This window comes from Mycolicibacterium gadium (assembly GCF_010728925.1).
Lineage (GTDB): Bacteria > Actinomycetota > Actinomycetes > Mycobacteriales > Mycobacteriaceae > Mycobacterium > Mycobacterium gadium.
The window spans coordinates 5,631,344-5,658,094 of record NZ_AP022608.1 but is presented as its reverse complement, the minus strand read 5'-3'; the positions used below and the strand labels follow the sequence as shown (position 1 = coordinate 5,658,094).

Annotated in this window: 29 protein-coding genes and 1 tRNA gene; 17 read left to right on the top strand and 13 right to left on the bottom strand. The window is 65.3% G+C overall.

Annotated features, from left to right (window positions below; all coding sequences use genetic code 11):
• The gene (locus G6N36_RS27905; RefSeq protein ID WP_163690034.1) at positions 1–279 is read left to right on the top strand and encodes a cytochrome C oxidase subunit IV family protein; all 279 of its coding nucleotides are present in this window, start codon (positions 1–3) and stop codon (positions 277–279) included.
• Here the strand turns inward: G6N36_RS27905 and G6N36_RS27900 are convergent.
• Positions 247–1,566 carry a glycosyltransferase gene (locus G6N36_RS27900; protein ID WP_163690033.1) on the bottom strand — a complete coding sequence of 440 codons (1,320 nt, stop codon included), beginning with the start codon at positions 1,564–1,566 and terminating at the stop codon, positions 247–249. The genes G6N36_RS27905 and G6N36_RS27900 overlap by 33 nt on opposite strands.
• A 51-nt stretch (positions 1,567–1,617) precedes the next feature.
• On the opposite strand from G6N36_RS27900, the gene G6N36_RS30255 reads away from it, so the two are divergent.
• The 3 genes from G6N36_RS30255 to G6N36_RS27885 are packed head-to-tail and all read left to right on the top strand — an operon-like array spanning position 1,618 to position 3,352.
• Positions 1,618–2,280 (top strand): TetR/AcrR family transcriptional regulator, encoded by a 663-nt coding sequence (locus tag G6N36_RS30255; protein ID WP_308205944.1) that lies wholly within the window; start codon positions 1,618–1,620, stop codon positions 2,278–2,280.
• Between the two features lie 26 nt (positions 2,281–2,306).
• A complete protein-coding gene (locus tag G6N36_RS27890; RefSeq protein WP_163690032.1) occupies positions 2,307–2,891 on the top strand; it encodes a TetR/AcrR family transcriptional regulator in 585 nt (194 codons plus the stop codon).
• Positions 2,888–3,352, top strand: coding sequence for a nuclear transport factor 2 family protein (locus G6N36_RS27885; protein ID WP_163690031.1), 465 nt, complete (start codon positions 2,888–2,890; stop codon positions 3,350–3,352). Before G6N36_RS27890 ends, G6N36_RS27885 begins: the two co-directional genes overlap by 4 nt.
• Here the strand turns inward: G6N36_RS27885 and G6N36_RS27880 are convergent.
• Entirely contained in the window at positions 3,349–4,224 is an 876-nt protein-coding gene (locus G6N36_RS27880) for an ArgK/MeaB family GTPase (RefSeq protein WP_163690030.1), read from the bottom strand. The two genes, G6N36_RS27885 and G6N36_RS27880, sit on opposite strands and share 4 nt — an antisense overlap.
• 85 nt (positions 4,225–4,309) lie before the next feature.
• Here G6N36_RS27880 and G6N36_RS27875 point away from each other — a divergent pair, with 85 nt between their 5' ends.
• Entirely contained in the window at positions 4,310–5,050 is a 741-nt protein-coding gene (locus G6N36_RS27875) for an SDR family NAD(P)-dependent oxidoreductase (protein WP_163690029.1), read from the top strand.
• Between the two features lie 85 nt (positions 5,051–5,135).
• On the opposite strand, the gene G6N36_RS27870 is transcribed toward G6N36_RS27875, so the two are convergent.
• Genes G6N36_RS27870 through G6N36_RS27855 form a run of 4 tightly spaced genes read right to left on the bottom strand, consistent with a single transcriptional unit; the run spans position 5,136 to position 9,189 of the window.
• Positions 5,136–5,903, bottom strand: coding sequence for an enoyl-CoA hydratase/isomerase family protein (locus G6N36_RS27870; protein ID WP_163690028.1), 768 nt, complete (start codon positions 5,901–5,903; stop codon positions 5,136–5,138).
• A 1-nt stretch (position 5,904) separates the two neighbouring features.
• Positions 5,905–7,005, bottom strand: coding sequence for an acyl-CoA dehydrogenase family protein (locus G6N36_RS27865; RefSeq protein WP_163690027.1), 1,101 nt, complete (start codon positions 7,003–7,005; stop codon positions 5,905–5,907).
• On the bottom strand, positions 6,992–7,804 hold the full coding sequence (locus G6N36_RS27860; protein WP_163690026.1) for an acyl-CoA dehydrogenase family protein: 813 nt from the start codon (positions 7,802–7,804) through the stop codon (positions 6,992–6,994). Before G6N36_RS27860 ends, G6N36_RS27865 begins: the two co-directional genes overlap by 14 nt.
• Positions 7,789–9,189 (bottom strand): class I adenylate-forming enzyme family protein, encoded by a 1,401-nt coding sequence (locus G6N36_RS27855; protein WP_163690025.1) that lies wholly within the window; start codon positions 9,187–9,189, stop codon positions 7,789–7,791. Before G6N36_RS27855 ends, G6N36_RS27860 begins: the two co-directional genes overlap by 16 nt.
• A 108-nt stretch (positions 9,190–9,297) precedes the next feature.
• Between G6N36_RS27855 and G6N36_RS27850 the strand changes: the two genes are divergently transcribed.
• Entirely contained in the window at positions 9,298–9,606 is a 309-nt protein-coding gene (locus G6N36_RS27850) for a 2Fe-2S iron-sulfur cluster-binding protein (RefSeq protein WP_163690024.1), read from the top strand.
• Here the strand turns inward: G6N36_RS27850 and G6N36_RS27845 are convergent.
• From G6N36_RS27845 to G6N36_RS27830, 4 genes are read right to left on the bottom strand one after another with little or no spacing between them, the layout of a single operon-like run.
• Positions 9,594–10,652, bottom strand: coding sequence for a CaiB/BaiF CoA transferase family protein (locus G6N36_RS27845; RefSeq protein WP_163690023.1), 1,059 nt, complete (start codon positions 10,650–10,652; stop codon positions 9,594–9,596). The genes G6N36_RS27850 and G6N36_RS27845 overlap by 13 nt on opposite strands.
• Entirely contained in the window at positions 10,649–11,605 is a 957-nt protein-coding gene (locus tag G6N36_RS27840; RefSeq protein ID WP_163690022.1) for an LLM class F420-dependent oxidoreductase, read from the bottom strand. Before G6N36_RS27840 ends, G6N36_RS27845 begins: the two co-directional genes overlap by 4 nt.
• Positions 11,602–12,030 (bottom strand): cobalamin B12-binding domain-containing protein, encoded by a 429-nt coding sequence (locus G6N36_RS27835; RefSeq protein WP_163690020.1) that lies wholly within the window; start codon positions 12,028–12,030, stop codon positions 11,602–11,604. The genes G6N36_RS27840 and G6N36_RS27835 overlap by 4 nt, the downstream gene beginning before the upstream one ends.
• Positions 12,030–13,619 (bottom strand): methylmalonyl-CoA mutase family protein, encoded by a 1,590-nt coding sequence (locus G6N36_RS27830; protein WP_163690018.1) that lies wholly within the window; start codon positions 13,617–13,619, stop codon positions 12,030–12,032. Before G6N36_RS27830 ends, G6N36_RS27835 begins: the two co-directional genes overlap by 1 nt.
• A 202-nt stretch (positions 13,620–13,821) precedes the next feature.
• Here G6N36_RS27830 and G6N36_RS27825 point away from each other — a divergent pair, with 202 nt between their 5' ends.
• Genes G6N36_RS27825 through G6N36_RS27795 form a run of 7 tightly spaced genes read left to right on the top strand, consistent with a single transcriptional unit; the run spans position 13,822 to position 21,473 of the window.
• A complete protein-coding gene (locus G6N36_RS27825; protein ID WP_163690017.1) occupies positions 13,822–14,655 on the top strand; it encodes an SDR family oxidoreductase in 834 nt (277 codons plus the stop codon).
• On the top strand, positions 14,652–16,166 hold the full coding sequence (locus G6N36_RS27820) for a class I adenylate-forming enzyme family protein (protein WP_163690015.1): 1,515 nt from the start codon (positions 14,652–14,654) through the stop codon (positions 16,164–16,166). Before G6N36_RS27825 ends, G6N36_RS27820 begins: the two co-directional genes overlap by 4 nt.
• 13 nt (positions 16,167–16,179) lie before the next feature.
• A complete protein-coding gene (locus G6N36_RS27815; protein ID WP_163690013.1) occupies positions 16,180–16,482 on the top strand; it encodes a hypothetical protein in 303 nt (100 codons plus the stop codon).
• Between the two features lie 13 nt (positions 16,483–16,495).
• Positions 16,496–17,971, top strand: coding sequence for an adenylate/guanylate cyclase domain-containing protein (locus G6N36_RS27810; protein WP_163690011.1), 1,476 nt, complete (start codon positions 16,496–16,498; stop codon positions 17,969–17,971).
• A gap of 29 nt (positions 17,972–18,000) precedes the next feature.
• Complete coding sequence (locus G6N36_RS27805) at positions 18,001–18,801, top strand: putative hydro-lyase (RefSeq protein WP_163690009.1); 801 nt, start codon at positions 18,001–18,003, stop codon at positions 18,799–18,801.
• Positions 18,798–20,114, top strand: a complete 1,317-nt coding sequence (locus tag G6N36_RS27800; protein WP_163690007.1) for an MFS transporter — start codon at positions 18,798–18,800, stop codon at positions 20,112–20,114. Before G6N36_RS27805 ends, G6N36_RS27800 begins: the two co-directional genes overlap by 4 nt.
• Positions 20,115–20,174: 60 nt before the next feature.
• On the top strand, positions 20,175–21,473 hold the full coding sequence (locus G6N36_RS27795; protein WP_163690005.1) for an MFS transporter: 1,299 nt from the start codon (positions 20,175–20,177) through the stop codon (positions 21,471–21,473).
• Here the strand turns inward: G6N36_RS27795 and G6N36_RS27790 are convergent.
• Positions 21,470–22,732, bottom strand: a complete 1,263-nt coding sequence (locus G6N36_RS27790) for an amidohydrolase family protein (RefSeq protein ID WP_163690003.1) — start codon at positions 22,730–22,732, stop codon at positions 21,470–21,472. The two genes, G6N36_RS27795 and G6N36_RS27790, sit on opposite strands and share 4 nt — an antisense overlap.
• A 24-nt stretch (positions 22,733–22,756) precedes the next feature.
• Here G6N36_RS27790 and G6N36_RS27785 point away from each other — a divergent pair, with 24 nt between their 5' ends.
• Positions 22,757–23,590 (top strand): AraC family transcriptional regulator, encoded by an 834-nt coding sequence (locus tag G6N36_RS27785; protein WP_163690001.1) that lies wholly within the window; start codon positions 22,757–22,759, stop codon positions 23,588–23,590.
• Positions 23,591–23,602: 12 nt separating this feature from the next.
• On the opposite strand, the gene G6N36_RS27780 is transcribed toward G6N36_RS27785, so the two are convergent.
• Positions 23,603–24,241, bottom strand: coding sequence for a TetR/AcrR family transcriptional regulator (locus tag G6N36_RS27780; protein ID WP_163689999.1), 639 nt, complete (start codon positions 24,239–24,241; stop codon positions 23,603–23,605).
• Positions 24,242–24,418: 177 nt separating this feature from the next.
• Here G6N36_RS27780 and G6N36_RS27775 point away from each other — a divergent pair, with 177 nt between their 5' ends.
• Genes G6N36_RS27775 through G6N36_RS27765 form a run of 3 tightly spaced genes read left to right on the top strand, consistent with a single transcriptional unit; the run spans position 24,419 to position 26,626 of the window.
• Positions 24,419–24,661: a WhiB family transcriptional regulator gene (locus G6N36_RS27775; protein WP_163690953.1), complete on the top strand. Its 243-nt coding sequence runs from the start codon at positions 24,419–24,421 to the stop codon at positions 24,659–24,661.
• Positions 24,662–24,687: 26 nt separating this feature from the next.
• A complete protein-coding gene (locus tag G6N36_RS27770) occupies positions 24,688–25,182 on the top strand; it encodes an SRPBCC family protein (protein ID WP_163689997.1) in 495 nt (164 codons plus the stop codon).
• 7 nt (positions 25,183–25,189) lie between these two features.
• Positions 25,190–26,626 (top strand): amidase, encoded by a 1,437-nt coding sequence (locus G6N36_RS27765; RefSeq protein ID WP_163689996.1) that lies wholly within the window; start codon positions 25,190–25,192, stop codon positions 26,624–26,626.
• Between the two features lie 9 nt (positions 26,627–26,635).
• Here G6N36_RS27765 and G6N36_RS27760 read toward each other — a convergent pair.
• Positions 26,636–26,719: transfer RNA gene (locus G6N36_RS27760), tRNA-Leu, on the bottom strand.
• Between the last annotated feature and the right edge of the window lie 32 nt (positions 26,720–26,751).

Genomic DNA, 26,751 nt, shown 5'->3' with positions numbered 1-26,751 from the left:
ATGACGTCCTATATCCGCAACCCGCTGACGTTGGTCTGGGCATTGCTCACCATCGTCACCGTGGTGTCGTGGCTGACCGCTCGTGGCGGTGGCTCGGCTCATGTCGTCAATGTGACGGTTACGCTCGTCGTGCTACTCATCGCCGCCGTGAAGACGCAGTTGGTGATCTGGCACTTCATGGAGGTCCGATATGCGCCCCGGTGGCTGAAGGCGACCACCGGCGGATGGCTGGTCGGCCTCGTCGCACTACTTTTGGGCGTCTACTTCGCCGGTATGTGATTGCGGCGCGGCGGAACTGCCGATGAGCCGGTCGACGATGCCTGCCAGACCCGCGAAGCCCGGGGCTGCGGCCATGTCGGCCGCGACGCGGCCGCTGGCCCGCCGGTAGCACGGATCGGTCAGAACGTCGAGGACGGCGCGACGCATCGCTTCCGGCGTCGGATGTTCGGTTCTGATGCGTCGTCCGACGCCTGCCCATGCAACTCGGGCGCCGACCTCGGGCTTGTCCTCCTTGCCGCCCGTGGCGACGATGGGCACCCCGTGGCGCAGGGCGTATTGCACGCCGCCGTATCCGCCGTTGGTCACGAAAACTGAAGTACGTGGTAGCAGTTCATCGTAAGGAAGAAAGCTCGCTGCGCGGGAATTGGCGGGCAGCGACGGCAACGTGTCGACGGGCCGGCCGCCGGTCGAGGCGACCACCAGCACGTCCTCGTCGGCCAGCGCGTGCAGCGTCGGTTCGATGGCTTGGCCGTAGTCGGTGTTGGCGACCGTGCCCTGGGTGACGTGGATGACGGGACGGGTTCCGTCGAGATCGGGCCACCACTCCGGCAGCGGAGCCTGGGATCCGCTGGCGCACAGCGGTCCAATGAAGTGGAGGTTCTCGGGCGCGTCGGACATGGGATATTCGAACGACTGGACGCCGAATTGTGCGATGGCCTCTGCGTGCCTGCCCCAGTCCATGAAGCTGAATGGCATTCTGGTGCCGTGGGCCTGACAGTGGAGGTTGTCGACGACCTGAAATGCCGGCCGGAGGATTCGCCGAGAAGCCTTGGCCAGCAGGGCGTTGCGAGCACGGTTCATGATGCGCGCCGGTTGCAACCCCATGCCGTAGGGTGCGGTGTCGCAACTCTCGATCGGCAGCGGAATGATGCCGCACATGACGACCGGAGGGCGCAACGGACGCGGGTGCCCGAGCAGGAATCCCGCACCCAGTGACCCGACGTCGGCAAGGACAACGTCTGCCGGCTGGGCCGCCAGCGCGGCCATGATCGTTTCGTATTGAGGCTTCGCCGGCCTGGAGAAGACTTGTTCGATGTCGAACGCAACCGCCTTGGTGCCTTTCAGTGCGGCGCGTTCGGGGAAACGTTCATCAAGCGGCCGGTCGTCGAAATCGGCGTCGGGGTGCACCGGTACATACGTCGCACCCGTGGCGGCCACTTTGTCGGCGAACAGCGCCCCCGTGATGAACCGGACGTCGTCGCCGCGCCTGACGAAGTTTTCCGCAGCGGCGAGCAATGGCGCCACGTGACCGTGTGCAGGAAACGCGACGATGAGGATCGATGCCACAGTGCCCCCCGCCAATCGGCGACTCACTACTATGACGTAGTATTCATTACTGTGCCACGCAAGTCAATATCCAAGGCTGCTCCGCGGTCATATAGATCAACGCTTCGCCAGCAACAGGCTGAGGCGACGCGCGCGCGCATCTTTGGCGCGGCGGCTGAGCTGTTCGCCCGCGAGGGCTACGCACGCACAACCCTGGCGAAGATCGCCGCAGCAGCCGGAGTGTCTGCCGAAACAGTTCAGGGCCAGGGTCCGAAGGCCGCGCTGCTGATCGCCGCGATCGAATACGCCGGCTTCGGTGTGGTCGGCGAGGAGAACGTGCTCAACCTCGATGTCGGCCGGCGCCTGCTGACAATCGACGATCTCGACGAAGCACTGGACTACGTGGCAGAGACAGCTACCGACATCCATCAACGGACCGCGCCGCTGGCGCCCGCACTGTTCGGCGGCGCCGATGCCGATGACGAGCTCGAGCGGTACTTGGACCGGCTCCTCGCGAGCATCAAACTGCAGATGCACCGAATACTGGACGTATTGCGCGACCGCGGATGGCTCCGCACCGACGTTCCGTTCGATGAATTGGTCGAGACGGCGGTGGTGGTGTGCGGCGTCGAGACCTATCTGCGGATCACGCATCGCGACGGACAGAGCGTCGATACCTACCGCCGGTGGTGCCGTCGAATGCTCGCCGAGACGGTTGTCAAACACAACCTTTAAGTAGCCGATCGGCTACCCTCGTCGATGTGACGTCCACACAGGATGGCCTCAAGTTCAGCGAGATCACCCGCACTGCCGCGCAGACCCGCGTTCTTGATGCGGCGTTGAAGCTGATCGCCGAGCACGGTGTGAGCGGGACGTCGCTGCAGATGATCGCCGACGAGATGGGCGTGACGAAGGCGGCGGTGTACCGCCAGTTCAAGACGAAGGACGAAATCGTCATCGCCATCACCGAGCGGGAGATGAGCAAGCTCGAGGACGTGCTGGAAGCCGCTGAGGCCGAGGGGCATCCGCTGCGGGCGCGGGCGGTGCTTCTCGACCGGATGGTCGAGCAGGCCATCGACCGTCGCGATGCCTTCCGCGTCCCCATGTTCGATCCGGTCATCATCCGCCTGCAGGCCGAGTACGAACCGTTTCAGCGGTTCATCGAGCGCCTCTACGCGGCGCTGCTGGGCACGGAAGCCGGCGTCGAGGCGCGTCTGCACGCAGCGATGCTCTCGAGCGCGATCAGCGTCGCCGTCATGCACCCACTGCTTGCCGACGTCGACGGCGAGACGCTGCGCGTACAGCTGAAACAGATGACCAGCCGAATGCTCGGAATACCCGAATGACGCTGACTCACTTGGCGGACGAGCAGGCGATCCGAAGTCTCGTCCACCGATACGCCGATGCCGCGTCTCGGCGCGACCCTGGCAGCGTCGCAAGCACATTCACAACCGATGGCACCTGGTATTCACCGGCGTTGGGTCGTTTCGCCGGACGTGACACGATGCTCTCGTTCTTCACGTCGATGCTCGACGGCTGGAACATATTCCTGCAAGCGGTGATGTCTGGGGTGGTCGTCGTCGACGCATCGGATCCCGATCGCGCGGTAGGCCGTTGGTTCGTCCAGGAGACCGGCCAGCGCACCGAGGGCACGAACTTGATAATCTCTGGCGTCTACCACGACGAGTACATCCGTGTCGACGGCGTATGGCTGATCGGTGACCGCCGATACGACGCGCTGCTGCGAAACACCGACGGGCAGGTGACGACGCATCCGTTCCCGACGGACGTGCCCGCGATCGGTTAGGTATCGACGGGCGCGACGAACAGTTGAGCGGTCGCGGTGTAGGGATCCGACCCGCCCTCCGCGACCAGCCCAGCCAAGCGGTCCAGCTCGGGGTGGCTACGCAGCCGCGTCTGAGCCAGCGACAGTATCTGCGCCCGGGCGCGCGCCATGCGGCGTTCCGGGCTGTCCGTGCGATGGTGCACCTCGATGACCTCGACCAGCTCGGGGATGCCTTGTCCTTCTGCCGCAACGAGTTTCAATATCGGCGCCATGGTCTCGGCCTTCAGATCCCGCACCGTTTGATCGGCTCCCTCGCGATCTGCCTTGTTGACGACGACGATGTCCGCGACCTCCAGCAGACCGGCTTTTGCCGCCTGAACCGCATCGCCCGCACCCGGATTGAGAATCACGATCGTCGGATCGGCGATCGCCGCGATCTCGATCTCGGACTGACCGACGCCGACGGTCTCCAACACAACGAGGTCATACGACAACGCAGCCAGTAATCTGATCGCGGCCGGAACCGCAGCGGCCAACCCGCCGAGGTGACCGCGCGTCGCGACCGATCGAATGAGCACGTCGGAATCGTTGATATGGGCGGCCATTCGGATGCGGTCGCCAAGCAGCGCTCCCCCGCTGTATGGGGACGACGGATCGACCGCGAGCACCGCCACCCGCATGGCACGCTCACGGTACGCGGTGACCAGAGCACCGACCGTGGTCGACTTGCCCGCCCCCGGTGGGCCCGTCACTCCCACGACCCTGGGCGTCGAAACCGTGCCGAGGGAATCGAGCACCTCACCGCGGCGCGGACTTTCGACCAGGGTCAGCAGCCGCCCGGCCGCCCGGGTGGATCCGCTGCGCGCCGCCTCGATGAGCTCGTCGATGGTCATTGCGTTCCAGCTTATCCCGGGCCCGACAAATATGAGAATGCTATTCTCTCTGTTTGAGAGTGTTAGTTGCAAGAAGGGCGGCCACATGCGACTCACCGGCAAGGTCGCCTTTGTCGCCGGCGCCAGCCGCGGCATCGGAGCGACGGTTGCCGCGGCGTTGGCCTCCGAGGGCGCCGCGGTCGCGGTCGCGGCCCGCTCGGAAGAACTGGGCAAGGTGCCCGGCACCATTCATGACGTCGCGGCGCGCATCACGGCCGCGGACGGCCGGGCGTTGCCAGTACAGTGCGACGTCACCAGCGAGGAGTCGGTTGAGAAGGCAGTTGCTGCAACGGTTTCTGAGTTCGGCGGCATCGACATCCTCGTCGCGAACGCCGGTGTGCTGTGGCTCGGCCCCATCGAGTCCACGCCACTGAAGCGCTGGCAACTGTGCCTCAACGTCAACCTCACGGGCGTATTTCTGGTGACGAAGGCCGTCATCCCGCACGTGAAGGCGCGCGGCGGCGGCTCGCTCATCGCTATCACCACCACCGGCGTCGGCATGATCGACCACGGCTCCAACGCCTACTGGGTATCCAAGGCTGCGGTGGAGCGGCTGTATCTGGGCCTGGCCTCAGACCTCAAGGCGGACAACATCGCCGTGAACTGTCTGAGCCCGTCGCGGGTGGTGCTGACCGAGGGCTGGCAGGCCGGTGGCGGTGGCGTGGAGATACCACCGGAGATGGTCGAACCGCCTGAGGCAATGGCCGATGCGGCGGTACTGCTGGCCGAGCAGGACGCCGGCGGAATCACCGGAACCATCCAGCGCTCGGAAGAGCTGACCGCCTAGCGCGACCTAAGCCAGCGCGAACAGACGCAAAACTGACCTAAACTTGGGAATTTAGAGCAGTTTTGCGTCTGTTCGCGCAGTCGGTTTACTTGTCTTTCGCGATCAGCCCGTCCACGATCTTGTTGAAGTCGGCGGTCCCGAACGAGACGTATTCGGACAGGTTCGCGTAGTCCAGCGACGCCATCACCGACTTCTCGAGCTGGATGTTCATCAGGCGCTTGGTGCTCTCGAGCGCCTGCTGCGGCAACTCCATGACCTTCTTCGCACACGCGATCGCCTCGGCCAACGGATCCTCGACGACGTGATTGACCATGCCCAGCTCGAGCGCACGGGCGGCCTTGATGCGAATCCCGGTGAAGGCAAACTCTTTGGCCTGCAGCAGACTTATCTGCGACGGCCACACCAGGGGCCCGCCGTCGGCGGCCACCAGGCCGATCGATACGTGCGGATCGGCGAAGAACGCGCTCTCTGCCATGTAGACGATGTCCGAAAGGGCCGCCAGGCTGCAGCCCAGGCCGACGGCAGGACCGTTGACCGCGGCGATCACCGGGACGCGGCACCGAATCATGCCGATGACGAGATCGCGGCCGTGCTTGATCGTCTTCTGACGCAGGGCTTCGTCGTTGCGCAGCTCGTCCAGATAGTTGAAGTCGCCGCCGGCGGAGAAGGCTCGGCCCGCACCGGTGATCACGGCCGCCCGGGCGTCGGCGTCCTCGTTGAGCTCCTCCCAGATCTTGGCCAGTCCGACGTGCAGCGCGTCGTTGACGGCGTTGAGATCGTCGGGCCGGTTGAGCGTGATGATGCGGAGACCACCATCGGCCTTGACGTCGATTTCGTCTGGCATGCCGTACATTTCAGACCCCCAATCCCAATATCCGCGACGCGATGATGTTCTTCTGAATTTGTGAGGTGCCGCCCATCACGCTCTGCGCGCGGCTGTACATGTATGCACCGAACAGTTCGGGATCGCTCGTGCCGACTGTGGCCAGCGCCGCGTGTCCGACTGACTGCTCGACCCACGTCATCAACAGTTTGTCCAGCGACCCCTGCGGGCCGTGGGTGATGCCGTCCAGTTGCTCGGACAGCCGCCGACGCACGTGCAGCCTCAGCATCTCGGTCTGCACCCACGCCCACGACAACTCTTCCGGTGTCCTTCCGTCGGTTCGGGAGGCCAACTGGCGCACCAGCTTCCCGTAGCGCGCTGAGAATCCCAGCGTCGAGGGTTCGCGTTCATGGCTGACGACCGTCATGGCGAGTTTCCAGCCCTCACCGAGACTGCCGACCACGTTCTCGGCGGGCACTCGGGCGCCGTCGAAGGACACCTGCCCGAATTCCTTGGTGACGCCGCTGATCATCTTCAACGGTCGCTGCTCCACGCCCTGCTGATGCATCGAGACGACGAACGCCGACAGGCCTTTGTGTTTAGGCAAATGCTTCGGCACGTCCTTGTCGGTGCGCGCCAGCAGCAGACACCAGTCGGCGACGTCGGAGTAGCTGGTCCAGATCTTGTGGCCGTGGATCACGTACTCGTCACCGTCGCGGGTCGCGGTCGTGGTCAGCGATGCGAGGTCCGAACCGGCACCGGGTTCCGAGAAGCCCTGGCACCACCTTTCGGTGCCGTTGATCATGCCGGGCAGAAAACGCTGTTGCAGTTCCTTGCTGCCGTGATGACCGAACGCGACGACCAGGTACCCGAGGCTGGGGCGCGCGGGGGCTCCGGCCTTGGCGATTTCTTCGTCGACGATGACGTCGTACACCGGCGGCAGGTCCTGTCCGCCGTACTCCTTCGGCCAGGAGGTACCGAAGAATCCCTGCTCGTACAAAGCCTGGTGCCAGGCACCCTGAGCCGCCCAGTACTCATCGCCGGATGTCGGGAACTTGCCCTTCTGCTCGGTCAGCCAGCCGCGCAACCGGTCCCGGAATGCGGCTTCCTCCGTCGAATCACGGAAATCCAATGGTCAGCTCCTCCAGCTTGACGGGCCATGTTTCGGTGGCGGCCAGCACGCGCCGTAGATAGACGTGGGCGAGGCACTCCCAGGTGTTGCCGATGCCACCATGCACCTGGATCGAGGTCTCGCAGACGGTCAACGCCGCACGTGCGCAGTAGATCTTGGCCACCCGCGCCGCTTCGATGGCTTCGACCGCCGGAAGCTCGTCGACCGCCCATGCCGCGTGGCGTAGCACGCTGATCGAGCCTTCGATGAGAGCCAGGCTTTCGGCCAGCAGGTGACCGACGGCCTGGTACGAGCCGATCGTCGCGCCATACTGCTCGCGGACCTTCGCGTATTCGCACGCCAACGCATGCGCGCCACGCGCTGCGCCCACGAGGTCGGCACAGGTGGCGGTGAGCGCCAGTGCACGCCACCGCCCGGCGTCCTCGTTCGACAGCTGGCCGAACTCAGCCGGTGATTCGACCACTCCGGCAAGGCTTCTCGTCAGATCGACGGATTCCTGTTGGTCGGACCCGGTCGGCGCCTGCACACCATGCGCCGTCAGGTCGTCGGCGAGCACCGGCCCCAGGAAGGGGACGTCAACGAGTCCGCGTGCGAACTCCTCGGCGACGAGGGCCACCTCGACACCGGATGCGCCGTCCGAGCGCAAGGTACGGAACCCGGTGGCGTCCACCGCCTTCTCCAGGCGGGCTATCCGGTTCTGGTCATCAAGATCTGCGACCGAACCGGGTCCCAGATCGTCGGCTAGCTTGGCTGCGGCATCGCGCAGCTGCTGTTGTTCACTTGTCAGACGGACGTCCACCGACGCTGCTCCTTCAACACTCGACGCAACACCTTTCCTGATGGCAGACGGGGAATTTCGTCTACGAACACGACTCGACCTGGTCGCTTGTATGACGCGAGCTCACGGGTGATGAGACCGATCAGCTCGTCGGCCTCGACAGCGCTACGCGCCTTGACGGCTGCGACGATCGCCTCGCCGTTGGCGGCGTCGGGAATCCCGAACACCGCGCAGTCCTCGACCGCAGGATGGCCGTGCAGCACGGCTTCGATCTCGGCGGGCGCGACCTGAAAGCCGCGCACCTTGATCATTTCCTTCGAACGGTCGGTGATTCGCAGCCAGCCGTCGGCATCGAGATATCCCACGTCGCCGGTCCGGTACCAGCCGTCCGAAAAGGCCCCGGCGGTAGCCGAATCCGGCAGGTACCCGGCCATCGCGGATCCCGACCGCACCTGGATTTCACCGGGTTCACCCGGCGCAGCCGCCTCACCCGAATCCAGTGCCACCACTCGCAGGTCCACCCCGGGCACCGCGCGGCCGACGGTATCCAGACGTGCACCGGCGATGTCATTGCACGAGATGACCGGCAGTTCACTGGCACCGTACGCGGTCACCCAGCGGACGCCGGCCCGGCGGCTGACGACCTCGGCGACGCTTTGGGTGACCGGCGTGGCACACCACATCACGTACCGCAATGACGACAAGTCGTACTTCTCGAGATCAGGATGGGCGGCCAGCGCCAGCGCGATTGGCGCCACCGCCATTTCGATGGTGATCCGATCGGACTCGATATGCCGCAACATGGTGTCGATATCGAACCGCCGATGCAGCCGAATCCAGGTGCCCGTCTCGAGCGCCATCACGATGTTGAGCAGCCCGAGGATGTGCGACGGCGGCGTCATGATCTGCATGCGATCCGCCGACGACAGATCCAGCGCGTCGCGCCAGTGCCGCACCGCTACGGCAAACGAAGCATGGGTGTGGCGCACCGCCTTGGGCATTCCGGTGGTGCCCGAGCTGAAAACGAACAACGCGTCGCTCTCCGGCGGAGGTGTACCGACGCGCCGCTCTCCCGGACTGATCTCCTCGTCCAGCGACAGCATCGACATGGACTCGGCGAGCACCGGGTGATCGCCGACGGCGTGCGCGGGCGTGGTCAGCGACAGCGCGTGCTCGACCTCGGTGCGCTTCCATGCCGGGCTGAGCAGGACGGCTGAGGCGCCCAACAGCCAGATGGCCCGTAGCGCGACGACGAACTCGGGTCTGTTGGACGACATGATGGCGACGCGGTCACCGTTTCGCACGCCGCGGCGCTCGAGAGCGGCGGCCATGCCGCAGGCCAGCCCGTCGAGTTCGGGCAGAGTGTATTCACGCTCCTCGAAAGCGAGCGCGATCGCCTCACTCACAACCTGGTCCTCACTCGCCGCCCGTCACGATGCGAATTGAGAATAGCGTATCATTAAAAGAGAATGATATTCTCTAAATCCTAGAACCGATGTGCCAGGAGAGGCTTGATGACGGCAGAACCGGTGCCGAGCACACCCGACGAGGGGCAAGTGACGATCGTGCTCGATCGAAAAACGGCTTCGGTCCGACGGGTCGCCAATGAGACTCTCCTCGAGAGCGCCCGGCGCGCGGGGCTCTCTCCGCCATTCTCCTGCGAAGCCGGTAACTGCGGGACGTGCATGGGCAAAATCGTCGAGGGCAAGGCGACGATGCGGGTCAACGACGCGCTCGAAGAAGACGAAGTCGAAGACGGATACATACTTACCTGCCAAGCCATTCCGGATACCGATTCGATCAGCTTCACCTACGACGACTGAACCGACGGCATCTCGGCATGCTCGTCGAGACGCGGGGGTGGCCGGTACTCGGGGTGGTAGCCGTCGATGTGGACCGGGCTGCGCACCAGCCTGAAATCCCCTGCGGTGACGACGACTTCGGGAGTTTCCTCCAAGGCTTCGGGCAGCGTGCGCACCGCGGCAGCGGGTATGCCCAGCGGACGAAGCCTGGCCTCCCACGCGAGTGCGGTGTCCGTGGCGAGTTGGGCGGCGACGACGGCGAGCACCTCCTCGCGGTTCGCCGCCCGCTCTGCCATCGTGGTGTACCCCTCGATACCGGCCTCTGTAGCGAACGACTTCCAGAAGGCATCGTGTGTGATGAACAGCGCGAGGTAGCCGTCGGCCGTCTCGAATAGCTGCGCGGGAACGTAATACGAATGCGCGCCATACGGATAGCGTTGCGGTTCGGCGCCATCGTTCAGGTACGCCGACGCGCGATAGTTCAGCTGCGAGAGCATCACATCGCGTAGTGAGACGTCGACCTGGCCCCCGCGGCCCGAGACGATCTGCGCGAGCAGGCCCAGAGCCGCGGCGAGCCCGGTGGAGTTGTCGACCGAGGAATAGCCCGGCAAGGTCGGCGGGTCGTCGGGATGACCCGTCATTGCGGCCACCCCTGTCGCCGCCTGGATGACGTAGTCGAATGCCGGATCGTCCCCACCGTTCAGCCCGAACCCCGTCAACGCGACACAGACGATCTTGGGATTGAAGCGCGACAGTGCCTGATAAGTAAGGCCCAGCCGCTTGATCGCCGACGGCTTCATATTGACCAGCAGCGCATGCGAATTCGCGACGAGCTCACCGAGGCGGGCGCATCCTGCATCCGACCGCAGATCCAGGCACACACTCTGTTTGTTGCGGTTCAAGCTCGCGAAATAGCTGTCACTGACCTGGCGGGAGATCTCCCCGCCGGGCGGCTCGATCTTGATGACCTCGGCACCGAGATCGGCCAGCAGCATCGTCGCGTACGGGCCGGCCAACATGACGCCGACCTCAAGAATCCGGATGCCCCCCAAGGGGCCTTCACTCATCGCACGGCCTTGGCGAGTTCGGCGATCACCTCGCGCGTGCGGTATTTCGACGCGATCAGCTCATCGCGGTTCTCGCCGATGGGCAACAGCCGAACCGACAGATCCGTCACCCCCGCATCCGCGAATTGCCGGAACCGCGCGAGGATCGCCTCCTCGTCACCGGCCGCGGTCAGATCGCCGACGTCTCGGGCGTCGCCACGATCCAGCAGCCGCTGATAGTTCGGCGACGTCTCCGCCTCGGCCAGAATGCGATTCGCACGTTCCTTGGCGGCGTCGATCTCGGAGTTCGCGCACAGACACACCGGGATGCCCGCGACGATCCGCGGCGAAGGTCGGCCCGCCTCCGCGGCGGCCTTGTTGATCTTCGGCGCGATGTGCTCGCCGATGGCCTTCTCGTCGGCCATCCACAGCACCGTGCCGTCCGCGTGCTCTCCCGCGATCTGCAGCATCACCGGTCCAAGCGCGGACACCAGCACCGGCATCGGCGGATCGGCAGCGAGCACGGTCGGGTTGTGCACGGTGAAGTTATCGTTCTCGACGTCCACATCTCCGGGACCCGCGATCGCGGCGTTGAGCACCTCGAGATAGTCACGGGTGTAGGCGGCCGGCTTCTCGTAGGGGATGCCGAGCATGTCGCGCACGATCCAGTGGTGCGACGGTCCGACGCCGAGCGCCAGCCGTCCGCCGGTGGCTGCGTGCACGGACAGTGCCTGCCGCGCCAACGCGATCGGATGCTGCGCCTGCAGCGGGACGACGGCGGTGCCCAGTTCGATGCGGGATGTCCGCGACCCCATCAGAGCGACCATGGTCAGGCAGTCGAAGTCGTCGGGCACCTGCGGCATCCACGCGGTATCCATGCCCGCGGACTCCGCCCACTCGATGTCCTCGACAAGCTTTTTGACCTTGCGGGCCATATCCCCGCGCTCGGCCCCGATCATCACGCCGAGCCTCATAGCCGTCCCGCCTTCTCCGTCAGCGCCCGGACGTCACGCACCAGCGTGTCCAACGGTGTGCCGGTGGGGAACACCGCGGCAGCGCCGGCGTCGAGCAATTTCTGCACGTCGGATTCGGGGATCGTGCCACCCACCACCACGGCGATGTCCCCGGCATCAGCGGCACGCAGCGCGTCAACAGTACGCGTGGTCAGGGCGACATGCGCACCCGACAAAATCGAAAGACCCACCAGGGCAACGTCTTCCTGCAGTGCAATGGACACGATGTCCTCAATCCGCTGACGGATCCCGGTGTAGATGACCTCGAAGCCGGCGTCGCGCAGCGTGCGCGCCACGATCTTGGCGCCCCGGTCGTGGCCGTCCAGACCCGGCTTCGCGACGAGTACGCGCGCCGGGTTGCCCTGTGCAGCAGCAGATTCGGTCATTAGAACACCACCGGTTGCTGGAACTCGCCCCACACCGATTTCAGCGTCGACACCATCTCCCCCACCGTGCAATAGACTCCTGCGCAGTCGATCAGCCTGTGCATCAGGTTGTCGTCGCCCTCCGCGCCGCGCGCCAAGGCGGCCAACGCTTCCTTGACGGCGACGTCGTCCCGGTCGGCCTTGACCTTCGCCAGCCGCTTGAGCTGTTTGTCACGGCCCTCGGCGTCGAGTTCGTATGTCGCGATCTCCGGCGGTGGCTCGTCGACGACGAACTTGTTGACACCGACCACCGGCCGCTCCCCGGACTCGACCTGCTGATGAATCTTGTAGGCCTCATCAGCGATCAGACCCTGTAGGTAGCCGTCCTCGATGGCGCGCACCATGCCGCCGTGCGCTTCGAGATCGTGCATGATCTCGATGATCTTCTCCTCGGTGGCATCGGTCAGCGCCTCCACGAAATAGGACCCGCCCAGGGGGTCGGCCACCTTCGCGACGCCGGTCTCGTACGCCAGGATCTGCTGGGTGCGCAACGCCAGCGTCGCGGATTCCTCGCTCGGCAACGCGAACGGTTCGTCCCAGGCGGCGGTGAACATCGACTGCACCCCGCCGAGCACCGCAGCCATCGCCTCATACGCCACCCGGACGAGGTTGTTCTGGGCCTGCGGCGCATACAGGGACGCCCCGCCGGCCACGCAGCCGAACCGGAACATCGACGCCTTGTCGCTGCTGGCGCCGTAGCGCTCCCGCACGATCGTGGCCCAGCGGCGGCGGCCCGCCCGGTACTTGGCGATCTCCTCGAAGAAATCGCCGTGGGTATAGAAGAAGAAGGAGATCTGCGGGGCGAATTTGTCGATGGTCATCCGACCGCGCTCGACGACGGTGTCGCAATAGGTGACGCCGTCGGCGAGGGTGAACGCCATCTCCTGCACAGCGTTGGCGCCTGCGTCGCGGAAGTGAGCCCCCGCGACCGAGATCGCATTGAAGCGCGGGACCTCGGCGGCACAGAACTCGATCGTGTCGGCGATCAACCGCAGCGACGGTTCCGGTGGCCAGATCCAGGTGCCGCGCGACGCGTATTCCTTGAGGATGTCGTTTTGGATGGTGCCGGTGAGCTTCTCGCGCGGCACCCCTTTCTTTTCCGCGGCCGCCACGTAGAAGGCCAACAGGATCGCCGCGGTGCCGTTGATAGTGAAGCTGGTGCTGATCTTGTCGAGCGGGATGCCGTCGAACAGGATCTCGGCATCGGCCAGGGTGTCCACGGCGACACCGACGCGGCCCACCTCCTCGCCGTACTCCTCGTCGTCGGAGTCGTAGCCGCACTGCGTGGGCAGATCCAGCGCCACCGACAGCCCGGTACCGCCCTGATCCAGCAGGTAGCGATAGCGACGGTTGGATTCTTCGGCCGTGCCGAAGCCCGAATACTGCCGGAACGTCCACAGCTTGCCCCGGTACCCGCTTGCGAAGTTGCCGCGCGTGAACGGATACGTGCCAGGCGCGGGGGGCTCACCACCCACGTCGGCCGGTCCGTAGATGGGCTCGAGCGGGATGCCGGAGGGGGTCTGTACAGGCAGGTCAGATGGTGGAGTCATCACTCGATAACGTACTTGCAAAAAATGAGAATGCCAATACCGCACACTGGAAACGTGCAGTGAGGGGGACCCGGGGCGACGCCTCCAATACGACCGAAGGCCCAGTAAACAGCGATTATGACACTTGCCTAGAATGAGAACGTCACTACCGTTCCTTTAGAGTCCAGGTAGAATCCTGAGACCCCGCATCCGGAGGAGGCCCATGTCGAGCCCGTCACCGTTCGCCGACCGTACGCTCGTGGTGTCAGGCGGCTCTCGCGGCATCGGGTTGGCGATCGCGCTGGGCGCAGCGAAGCTGGGCGCCAACTGCGTGCTTCTGGCGAAAACGTCCGAACCGCACCCCAGGCTGCCCGGCACCGTCCACACCGCGGTGGCCGACGTCGAGGCCGCTGGCGGAAAGGGCATCGCGGTCGTCGGCGACGTGCGCAAGGAAGAGGACGTGCAGCGCGCGGTGGAGGCGGCGGTCGAACACTTCGGCGGTGTCGACATCGTCATCAACAACGCCAGCGCCATCGCGACCGAACCGACCGAAGACCTGGCCGCCAAGAAGTTCGACCTGATGATGGACATCAACGTCCGGGGCACGTTCCTGCTCACCAAGGCGGCGCTACCCCATCTGCGCAAGTCACCCAATGCGCACGTCATCACCCTGGCGCCGCCACTGAACATGAACCCTCACTGGCTGGGCGCACACCCGTCGTACACCCTGTCGAAGTACGGAATGACGTTGTTGTCGCTGGGCTGGGCGGCCGAGTACGCCGACGCGGCCATCGGGTTCAGCTGCCTGTGGCCCGAAACGTACATCGCCACCGCGGCCGTCGCCAACTCGCCGGGCTTCCAGGAGATGCTGGCCAGATCGCGCGATCCACGGATCATGGCCGACGCGGCGGTCGCGATCCTGTCCCGCCCGGCCGCCGACGTCAACGGCCAGTGCTTCATCGATGTCGACGCGCTGGCATCGGCGGGCGTGACCGACTTGTCCAGCTATGGCGGTGGGGACGACCCCATCCTTGATATCTTCGTCGACAAATCATGAGCATCTCGTTGCTGCTGGAGATGGCAGCGTCAACCAACCCGGATCGCACCGCGCTGGTGTCCGGCGAGATGCGACTCACGACAGCGGAACTGAGTGCGCTCGCCGATGGCGGTGCGGGTGTCATCGCCGCCGCCGGCACATCGCACGTGGCCTATGTCGGCCTGGGCGGCGCCATGCTCCCGCTGCTGTTGTTCTCGTCGGCCCGTGCGGGTGCGACGTTCACGCCGCTGAACTATCGCCTGAGTGCCGACGGCCTGCGCGAGCTGATCGACCGCCTGCCACAACCACTCGTCGTCGCCGACGCGGAGTACCTCGATGTCGTCGCCGGCGCCGGCAAGCTGGGGGCACCTCCCGCTTGCGGGGGAGTAATCGGGTCCGAGGAGTTCATCGCGGCCGCACGCGCCGCGGAACCGGCCGCCGAGTTCCCCGACCCGGAAGACGTCGGCGTGGTGCTGTTCACCTCGGGTACGACGTCGCGGCCGAAAGCGGTCGAACTCACGCACAACAATCTGACGAGTTACATCACCGGCACGGTCGAATTCGATGGCGCCCAGCCCGATGACGCGGCGTTGATCTGTGTGCCCCCCTATCACATTGCTGGGGTCAGCGCGGCGCTGTCGAATCTGTATGCCGGCCGGAAGATGGTGTATCTGCCGCAGTTCGACCCGTCCGAATGGGTGCGCCTGGTGCGTGACGAGGGGGTCACGTCGGCCACGGTCGTGCCGACGATGCTCGACCGCATCGTGTCGGCGCTGGAATCTGCCCCCGTCGCGCTACCCACCCTGCGCACCCTGGCCTACGGTGGATCGAAGGTCGCACTTCCCCTCGTGCGCAAAGCACTTGGGTTGTTGCCCGAGGTCGGTTTCGTCAACGCCTACGGGCTCACCGAGACCAGTTCGACGATCGCGGTGCTCACACCCGACGATCACCGCGAAGCACTCGCTTCCACCGATGTGACGGTCACCAGACGGCTCGCCTCGGTCGGTCAGCCGGTTCCGGGTGTCGAACTACAGATCCGCGGCGAAAACGGCCAGGTAGTCGGGCCCAACGAAACCGGTGAGCTGTTCGTCCGGGGAGACCAGGTGTCGGGCCGGTATGCCGAGATCGGTTCGGTGCTCGACGCCGCCGGCTGGTTCCCGACCAAGGATGTCGCCTCGCTTGACGATGCCGGCTATCTGTTCATCGGCGGACGGTCGGACGACACGATCATCCGCGGCGGGGAGAACATTGCGCCCGCCGAAATCGAAGACGTCCTCGTGGAACACCCCGCGGTGCATGACTGCGCCGTCGTCGGACCCGAAGACCCACAGTGGGGCCAGATCATCGTCGCGGTGGTGGTCCCCGCCGCTGACGCGGACCCCGACCCCGACGAGCTGCGCGAACACGTTCGATCGCAACTGCGCGGATCGCGTACACCAGACCGCGTGGTGTTCCGGGACGAACTGCCGACCAACGCGACCGGCAAGGTGTTGCGCCGTGAACTCGTCCAGGAACTGACAGCCTCGAATTGACAAGGAGCCGAACATGATCAAGAACGGCACGCGACTGCAGAGCCAGGTATGCGACACCCAGGTGATCGTCGTGCGCAGCGCCGACAGCCTCGACGATCTGCGCGCGGGCGGGGTGCCGATGGTGCCGCTGGACGCCGAGAAGTCAGCAGACGCCACTCTCGACCCGGCCTTCTCCGAAGGCAACGCGATGGGCAAGCGTTACGTCGATGAAGCCGGCGCCGAGGTGCTCGTGACCAAGGCGGGTGCGGGCACCCTCTCGGTAGGCGACACGGCCCTGTCACTCAAAGAAGCCAAGCCCCTGCCTGCGAGCGACTGATACCTTCGGCCATGTGAAGCCCCGCACGCTGCTGATTCGGTATGCGGCGGGGCTGACGTTCGCGTATCTCCTGACCACCGCCGAGGTCACCGCACTCGTCATCTCGCTAACGGGGCGAGGCCGGGCCACACCCGCAATCATCATCGCCGCCGTGGCGGTGATTGTGGTCGGGACAGCAATCGTGGCGATCGGGGCCGTTCGCATAGTCGCACCCGCGCTTCGTTGGCTCGGCATTCGCGAACCCACCGCCGACGAACGCCGGTTGGCGTTCAAGACGATGCGGCGGCAGTCCGCGATCACAGCAGCACCGTGGATCGTCGGGGCAGCGGTCATGATTCCGCTCAACCTCGGCGCCCCAGTGGAACTACAGGTGGTCGTCGCGTCGGCGATCATCTTCGGCACGATCGCGACGGTCTGCACCGGATTTCTGTTCACCCTCCGCACGCTTCGTCCGTTACTCGCCGGTGTCACAAGGGATTTCAGCGAGATCACCCCCACCACCGCACCAGGTGTACGCGCGAGGCTGCTCATCATGTGGGCGGTGACGACAGCGCTACCCGGTATCGCCATCGCGAGCCTCTTGATCATGAGGTCCAACGGATGGATCATCCAGAAGAACACTCCTGTCGAATTGGCCCTGCTGGTGCTCGCGCTCGTCGCCGTCGTGCTCGGACTAAGGGCGATGATCCTGGTGTCGCTCTCGATCTCGGATCCGCTGCGTGAGGTCGTCGACGCGATGACCCAGGTCGAGCGGGGAAAGCTCGACAGGACGCTTGATGTCTACGAATGGTCCGAAATCGGGCGGCTGCAAAGCGGATTCAACCGGATGGTCGCCGGTCTTCGTGAGCGCGAACAACTGCGCGATCTGTTCGGACGGCACGTCGGCGAAGAAGTCGTACGGCGCGCGGTCGACGAGAACGAATCATTGTCAGGCGACGAACGCAACGTCGCGATCCTGTTCATCGATCTTGTCGGCTCGACGCAGCTCGCGGCCACACACGAGCCGCACGAGGTCGCGGCGGTGCTCAACGAGTTCTTTCGGATGGTCGTCGCTGCGGTCGACGAGAAGCACGGACTGGTCAACAAGTTCCAGGGCGACGCCGTCCTGGCCGTTTTCGGCGCACCGCTGCGTACGGATGACCCCGCGTCGGCAGCACTGGTAACCGCTCGCACACTAGGCGTCCAATTACAGGTTTTGCCGGTCGATTTCGGCATCGGCGTATCTGCCGGTCCGGTCTTCGCCGGAAACATCGGCGCGGAGAACCGCTACGAATACACCGTGGTCGGCGACGCCGTCAACGAGGCTGCTCGGCTCGCCGACCTCGCCAAGGATTACGACGAGCGGGTGCTGTGCTCGGGCGCCGCGCTCGAGCGGGCGGCCGACGAGGAACGCCGCCAATGGGTCGGCCGCGGTTCCGAGACCTTGCGCGGACGCACGAGCGCGACTGACCTCTCCGCACCGCTGCGCCAGGAGCCGCCCGCAGGTTAAATCCTCGTCGCAAACGGGAATGCACGGGCATGACTTTGCGGGCCGCGCACACCGCAGCCGCTGACCGAGACGCCATTCGAGCCGGCGAGCACACCGGCCCGACGAGCGGCCTTGCGCCGGGATTCGCACAGGCCAACCTCGTGATCCTGCCTGCCGACGAGGCGCTGGACTTCCTGCGCTTTTGCGTGCGCAATCCGAAACCGTGCCCACTGCTGGACGTGACCGACACCGGATCACCCCACCCCTCCGGTATCGCCGCCGACGCCGATCTACGTACCGACCTGCCGCGGTACCGGGTTTTCCGTGACGGTCACCTCGTCGACGAACCCACCGACATCGTCGGCCACTGGCGCACCGACCTGGTGTCGTTCCTCCTGGGGTGCTCGTTCACCTTCGAATGGGCCCTGGCCGCGGCCGGGTTGCCGATTGCGCACCAGTTGCAGGGCGTCAACGTCCCGATGTACGTCACCAACCGACGGTGCACTCCTGCCGGTCGTTTCGACGGGCCGCTTGTGGTGTCCATGCGGCCGTTCCCTCCCGATGCCGTCCCGCTGGCCGTCGAGATCTCCGCCCGCTTTCCCACCATGCACGGCGCTCCGGTGCACATCGGCGACCCGGCCGAGATCGGAATCCGCGACCTCGCGACACCGGACTTCGGCGACGCGGTCCGGGTGGGCGCGGACGAGGTGCCGGTCTTCTGGGCCTGCGGCGTGACTCCGCAGGCCGTCGCCATCGAGGCCCGGCCGTCGCTCGCGATCTTCCACGCGCCGGGCCACATGTTCGTCACCGACCGACGCCACGACACCTTCGATTCTCCAGGAGCGTCATGACCACACATGAAGCGCTCGACCGGCGCGACACCGACCCGGCAGCAGTGCGTAAAGCGGTGCGCGGCGCCGCGATCGGGAACACCGTGGAGTGGTACGACTTCGCGATATACAGCACCCTCGCGACCTACATCGCCGACAAGTTCTTCCCGTCCGGCGACGAGACAGCGGCACTGCTCAGCACCTTCGCCGTCTTCGCCGCGGCATTCTTCATGCGCCCGCTCGGCGGATTCTTCTTCGGCCCGCTCGGTGATCGGATCGGCAGGCAACGGGTACTCGCCCTCGTCATCCTCTTGATGTCGGCATCGACATTCATGATCGGCCTGGTGCCGAGCTACGAGTCGATCGGGGTCATCGCACCGCTGGCGCTGTTGCTTCTGCGCTGTGTCCAAGGGTTTTCGGCCGGAGGCGAATACGGCAGCGGTGCATGCTATTTGGCTGAGTTCGCTCCCGACAAGCACCGCGGCTTCGTGGTGTCCTTCCTGGTGTGGTCGGTGGTCGTCGGGTTCCTGCTGGGCTCACTGACGGTCACCGGTCTCGAAACGCTGCTCTCGGAGAGCGCGATGGACTCCTACGGATGGCGGATCCCCTTCCTCATCGCCGGCGTGCTGGGTGTGGTCGGTCTCTACATTCGGCTGCGGCTCGGCGACACGCCGGAGTTCGAGGATCTGCGCGAGAAGGGCGAGGTCGCGTCCTCTCCGCTGAAGGAAGCCCTCACGACGTCGTGGCGGCCGATTCTGCAGATCGCCGGCCTTGTGGTGATCCACAACGTCGGCTTCTACATTGTCTTCACCTATCTGCCAACGTATTTCACCAAGACGCTCGAGTTCACGAAGACCAATGCGTTCATCTCGATCACCATCGCAAGCATTGTCGCGATCATTCTCATCCCGCCGTTGGGCGCGCTGTCGGATCGGATCGGCCGAAGACCCTTGCTCATCGCGGGTGCGGTCGGATTTGCGGTGTTCGCCTATCCGTTGTTCTTGCTGCTCAATACCGGATCGCTGGCCGCGGCGATCACTGCGCACGCCGCCCTGGCCGCCATTGAATCGGTCTTCGTCTCGGCGTCGCTGGCGGCCGGAGCGGAACTGTTCGCCACCCGCGTTCGCTCCAGCGGATACTCCATCGGTTACAACGTGTCGGTCGCGATCTTCGGTGGCACGGCCCCGTATGTGGCGACCTGGTTGGTGGCCAGGACCGGTAACGAAATCGCGCCCGCCTACTACGTGATCGCGGCGGCGATCATCACTCTCGCCACCATCATGACCATGCGCGAGACCGCCGCTCGGCCGCTGCGGCAGAAGGTGGGCACATAGCGCACACCGATCGAGCGCCAGACCCTCTGCAAGGGACGCCATTAGCGCAGACTCGACGGCATGTCGCCGACACAACCGCCGGAAGCGTCGGGCCGGGTCACCTCTCCCCTACGCGTCGCGATGGCGAGTTTCATCGGCACGACGGTCGAGTTCTACGACTTCCTCATCTACGGCACCGCGGCCGCACTGGTGTTTCCGAAACTGTTCTTTCCCAACGTGTCACCGGCGTCGGGACTGTTGTTGTCGTTCGCGACGTTCGGCGTCGGCTTCGTCGCCAGGCCGCTCGGCGGAATCGTGTTCGGTCACTTCGGCGACCGACTGGGCCGCAAGCGCATGCTCGTCTACTCCCTGCTCATCATGGGCGGCGCGACGGTTCTCATGGGCCTGCTGCCCACCTACTCTCACATCGGCTTGGTCGCACCGATTCTGTTGACGGTGTTGCGTCTTGCGCAGGGCTTTGCCGTCGGGGGCGAATGGGGCGGTGCCACGCTGATGGCCGTCGAGCACGCGTCGGCTGACCGCAAGGGGTTGTACGGGGCGTTCCCACAGATGGGCGCTCCGGCAGGCACCGCGACCGCGACACTGGCCTTCTACCTTGCATCCCTGCTGTCCGACGAGCAGTTCACGGCGTGGGGGTGGCGCATCCCGTTTCTCGCGAGCGCCGTGCTGATCGCCATCGGTCTGGTGATCCGATTGTCGATCTCCGAGAGTCCGGACTTCGACGCGCTACGGCACCGGTCGGCAGTCGCGCGGGTGCCGGCCGCCGCCGCGGTCCGCAAGCATTGGAAGCAGATTCTGCTCGTCGCCGGTGCGTATCTGTCGCAGGGCGTGTTCGCGTACATCTGCGTGGCCTATCTCGTGTCGTACGGCACGACGGTCGCCGGAATCGACCGGACTGAGGCACTTCTGGGAGTCTTCATCGCCGCTGTGGTGGCCGTCGCGACGTATCCGTTGTTCGGCGCGCTGTCAGACACCTATGGCCGCAAGCCTGTCTTCCTGACCGGCGTGGTGCTGATGGGCATATCGGTGGCGCCGGCGTTCGCGTTGATCAACACCGGCAACCCGACGCTGTTTCTCGCTGCGCTGCTGCTGGTGTTCGGGCTCGCGATGGCGCCGGCGGCCGGGGTGACCGGTTCCTTGTTCAGCCTCGCGTTCGACACCGATGTTCGCTATAGCGGCGTATCGATCGGCTACACCCTGTCCCAGGTGCTCGGCTCGGCATTCGCACCGACGATCGCGACCGCTCTGTACGCGGCGACGAAGACGAGCAACGCGATCGTCGCCTATTTGGTTGCGGTGTCGGTGATCTCAGCGGTATCGGCGTGCTTCCTGCCGGGGCGTTGGAGGCGAGACTTCTAAGCCTTGGTTAACTGTTTCTCGGCGTAGAGCCGGGCCCACTCCCTGCGGGGCCGAATCGACACGTCGACATCGGTTGCCTTCGCGCGCAACGCCCCGACGCTCGCCTGCTCCCTTGGGGTGAGTGCGAACGGATCCCAATTGAAGAAGTTGCACGCGTTCTGCCACGTGATCTTGTTGATGTCCGTGTCGTCAGCGCCCGCGGCGTTCAGCTCGGCGAGCACCTGCTCCGGCGCGTCGGGCCAGAAGCAGTCGGAATGCGGATAGTCGCACTCCCACGCGATGTTGTCGATGCCGATCTCATGGCGCAGCTTCAGCGACGTCTTGTCGGTGACGTAGCACGCGAGTGAGTGCTCGCGGAACACATCACTCGGCAGCTTGTCGCCGAAGTCGCGCCGCAACCACTTCTGGTTGGTGTAGTGCCGGTCGCTGCGATCGAGATAGAAAGGAATCCAACCGATTCCGCCTTCGGAGAACGCGAACTTGAGATCCGGGTAGCCGCGCATCGCGGGGCCCCACAGCAGATCCTGGGCACACATCGCCGACACCTGAGTGGCCAGGATGATCAAGTTGTCGATCGGCGCGTTCGGCGCCATGCTGATTGCGCCGAAACCGGTGCCGATGTGCAGGCACATGACCACGTTCTCTTCGGACAGCGTGGTGAACACCGGGCCCCAGTAGTCGTCGTCGTGGTAGCTCGGAAGTCCTTCCAGGTGCGGCAGTTCCGGCATGGTGACCGCCCGGCAGCCCTTCGCGGCAACCCGGCGGATCTCGGCGCACATCGCCTGCGGGTTCCACGTCGGCAGCACGGCGATCGGAATGAAGCGGTCCGGGTAGCTGCCCGCCCACTCGTCGATGTGCCAGTCGTTGTACGCCGACACCATCACCAGCGTGACTTCTTCGCGGTGCATGTTGAGGTGCCTAGCCGAGAAGCCGGTGAAGGTCGGGAAATTCATCGACGCCAGGATGCCGTTGCGGTTCATGTCCCGGACGCGCTCGTGGACGTCGTACACCCCGGGTCGCATCTCGGCGAAACCGGCGGGGTCGCGTCCCCACTCCTCGGCCGGCCAGGACACCACCGCATTGAGCCCACTGACACCCTGCGGCCTGCCCTGGTACATCCACTGATCGACACCCTTTTCGTCGGTGACGACGATGGGTGCCTCGTCCTTGTACTTGGCGGGGACGTGGTTGAGGAACATGTCGGGCGGTTCCACCACGTGGTCGTCGATGCTCACCAGGATCAGGTCGTCGGTCTGCATAACCAACTAGTACCGTCTATTGACATGACCGGCTCTGCGACTTCGGACAGAGATTTAGCCCAAACGGCCAAAGTCCCCCGCCGAGTCATCGAACTCCGTCGCGGCGGCAAGGCGCTCGGCGGCAGCTATCTCTATGAGGGTGACGGCCTGATCACTGGATGGCACTCCCATGAGGTGCACCAGATCGAGTACGCGCTGCACGGGGTCGTCGAGGTCGAGACCGATTCGGCGCACTACCTTCTCCCCCCTCAGCAGGCGGCGTGGATCCCCGCGGGCCTCGAACATCAGGCCGTGATGAACCCCGATGTGAAGACCGTCGCGGTGATGTTCGATCCCGCGCTGGTGGCCGACCCGGGCGATCGCGCACGCATCCTCGCGGTGTCGCCGTTGATCCGGGAGATGATGATCTACGCGCTGCGGTGGCAGATCGACCGTGCCGACGTTGACGCCCAATCAGACGGCTTCTTCCGCACCCTCGCCGATCTGGTCGCCGAAGCCCTCGACCATGAGGCCCCGCTGAGCCTGCCGACGTCCGAGCACCCGATTGTCGCCGCAGCGATGGCATACACGAAGGCACACCTCGCTTCAGTGAGCGCTGACGAGGTGAGCCGCGCGGTATCGGTGTCCGAACGTACGTTGCGGCGACTGTTCGGCGACACGCTCGGGTTGTCATGGCGCACATATCTCTTGCACGCGCGGATGTTGCGCGCGATGGCGTTGCTGGCCGCGCCGGGGCAGTCGGTTCAGGCGACCGCGTCGGCCGTCGGCTTCGACAACCTCAGCTCATTCACGCGTGCCTTTGCGCAGTTCAGCGGAGAAACGCCGAGCGCCTATCGCAAAAGGGTTGCGGACGAATAGGTTCGAGTACGCTCACTCGTCGTCGCGAGGATGCGGAAACAGACCCTCGCGCAGCAGGGTGTTCACCGATTTCTGCCACCTGTCGACCTGCTCGGGCGATTTGAACGCGTCTGGAATCTGCCGCTCGATGTGCCCTCGCACGATGAGGGTGCCGAGCGCCAGGACGAGCGAGTTCAGCGCCGCCCAGGTGACGTCGATGTCGTCGCGAGCTTCGCCGCTCTCCTTGCGCGCGGTCCAGCGCGCCATACCGAAGGCGGAGAGCGTGTCCCAGATCGTGATCCCCAGCTGGCTGCCGTCGATGAGCGCGCGACCGAAGTAGTCGACGACGTCGGGATGCTCGAGCAGAAGTGTGGTGACCCGGCTGCCCATGTCGGCGATCGAGTCTTTTGCGTGCGGCGCAGTCACTGGCCGAGCGACCACGGCGATCACGACACCCATCACGTAGTCGTCGACGGCCTTGATGAGACCGGCCTTCGTTTCGAAGTGATGCTGCACCAATCCGAGGGAGACACCGGCTTCAGCTGCGACCGAACGCAGCGACGTCCCCGCAGCGCCCTTCGTCGCGAAACTCTTCAACGCCGCCTGGCGGATCCGCTCGAGTTTCTTGAGTTCGTCGCCGCCGAGGTGGTCGCGCTCCGTCACCGCGGTCATCGAGAGGTGCTCTCCGTACTCACGGGCCCAGATTAGACAATACGAACGTATTGTGTCTACCATACAAACGTATTGTTCGCGATCGATGCAGACGGGGAGGCCAGAGCAGTGCACGTCCAGGCACAGCTGCGCGCTGTCAATGCGCCCCGGGCACCAGCCGTCCTCGATGACTCGGTGATGGCGCCCTGTACGCAAGACCCGGATCGATGGACGACGACCGCCGATGAGGGCGCCAAGGCGCTGTGCCGCGCCTGTCCCCTGCGGTGGAGATGCGCTCAGGAAGCATGTTCGACACCGGGCGCCGAGGGAGTGTGGGCCGGCATCCTGATCCCCGAAGCGGGCCGCGCCCGCCGCTTCGCGCTCAAGCAGCTGCGGTCGCTGGCGGAGCAGAACGGTTACCCGGTACGAAAGACGGGTTAGCTGGCCGAGTGCGAGGATGGTCATTCATGACCCGCTGGCACCCGCTCGAACCCGCCGACGCCGATTTCCTGACCTCGGCACCGCACATCTTCCGCTATCAGAAGCGATTCGCCGCCTCACCTGAAAAGGTCTGGGAATCACTGGTTTCCGATGAGTCACTGGCCGCCTGGGGGCCGATGATCAAAGACGGCACGTGGACGTCGCCGCGTCCATTCGGCGTGGGTACCACCCGTGACGTCACCGCTCCCGGTGGGTCCGTCATGCGGGAGCGCTTCTTCCGTTGGGAGGACGGTTGCCGCAAGTCGTTCTATGTCTACGAATGCGCGATTCCCTTCTTCAAGCGCTTCGCCGAGGACTACCTGGTCGAGCCCGCCGGAGGCGAGACAATGTTCACCTGGACGCTTGCGATTGAACCCAAGCCCGCGTTCAAGTTGCCGGTCGCGGTGTTGGCACCGGTGCTGAAGGCCGGCTTCGGGCGAATTCCGGCAGGCGGCCAGACGTACTTCGCGAAGCACGGCTGAGCCAGCGATGAGTGCGCTGTCCGAACAGACCCGGTGGATGGACGCGACCGATCAGGCGGCGCTCGTCGCATCCGGAGAGGTGTCGCCGGTCGAGCTGTTGGAAGCGGCGATCGAGCGCATCGAACGCATCGACCCCCAGCTCAACGCGGTCGTGATCCGCTGGTTCGACCACGCCCGGGAGGTCGCCGCCGCCGATCTCCCCGACGGTCCGTTCCGCGGCGTGCCGTTCCTGATCAAGGACCTGTTCGCCGACTACGCCGGGCAGCGGATCAGCAACGGCAACGTCGCCTTCAAAGAGGCGCACGTCATCGCCGACGCGGACACGACGCTCGTCAGCCGCTACCGCGCGGCGGGACTGGTGATCGCGGGCCGCACGAACAGCCCGGAGCTGGGCAGTGTGCCGACCACCGAGCCGGTCGCCTGGGGTGCGACGCACAACCCGTGGGATACGACGCGCACGCCCGGTGGGTCGAGCGGTGGCGCGGCCGCGGCGGTGGCATCGGGAATGGTGCCGTTCGCGCATGCCAGCGACGGCGGCGGGTCGATTCGCATTCCCGCGTCGTGCTGCGGGCTGGTCGGGCTCAAGCCGAGTCAGGGTCGGATCACGCTCGGGCCGGTCCGTGACGAGAGCGGTTTGGCGGTCGAGCACTGCGTCAGCCGCACCGTGCGCGACACCGCCGCCCTGCTCGACGCGACGCGCGGTCCTGGTGTCGGCGACACCGTGATCGCGCCGGCGCCCGCGCGTCCTTACGTCGAGGAGCTGGGCACAGATCCGGGCCGGCTGCGGATCGGCATCCTCGATCACCACGCGCAGGGCGGGCGGGTGGATGCCGAAGTCACCGCCGCGACGCAGGCCGTCGGTCGGCTGCTCGAATCGTTGGGTCACCACGTCGAGGTGGCGTGGCCGAAGGCGTTGGAGGACGAGACCCTCGGCTCGAAGTTCGGCGCGATGTGGAGCACGAATATGGGCATGTCGCGGCTGCGGTTCGAAGGACTGCTCGGCCGTCCGCTCGAAGATCATGAGCTGGAGCCGATGAATCAGGCCCAAGCCGATTTCGCGAAACACTTCGGTGCCATTGATTACGCGCTGGCCCTCGCCGGTGTCTCCCAGTTCCGCCGCGCGATGCAGTCGTGGTGGCATGAGGGGTGGGATCTGCTGCTCACGCCGACGGTTGCCGAACTGCCGCTGAAGCTCGGCACGATCGTCAACGATTCCGACAACCCGATGGCACCGATGCGGCGCGCGGGCGAGTTCGTACCGTTCACTCCCCCGTTCAACACCAGCGGCCAGCCGGCGATCAGCCTTCCGCTCGAATGGACGGACGAAGGCCTACCGGTCGGCGTGCAGCTCGTTGCGGCGTACGGGCGTGAGGACGTCTTGATTCGCGTGGCAAGTCAGCTCGAACAGGCGCAGCCCTGGGCGCACCGCACGCCAGAGATCTGAGCGAAAGAGTGCGGGCGGGGGGACTCGAACCCCCAAGCTCTTCCGAGCAATGGCACCTAAAGCCATCATGTTTGCCAATTTCATCACGCCCGCGATGTGCCGATCGTATCCAATCCGCCGCAGCG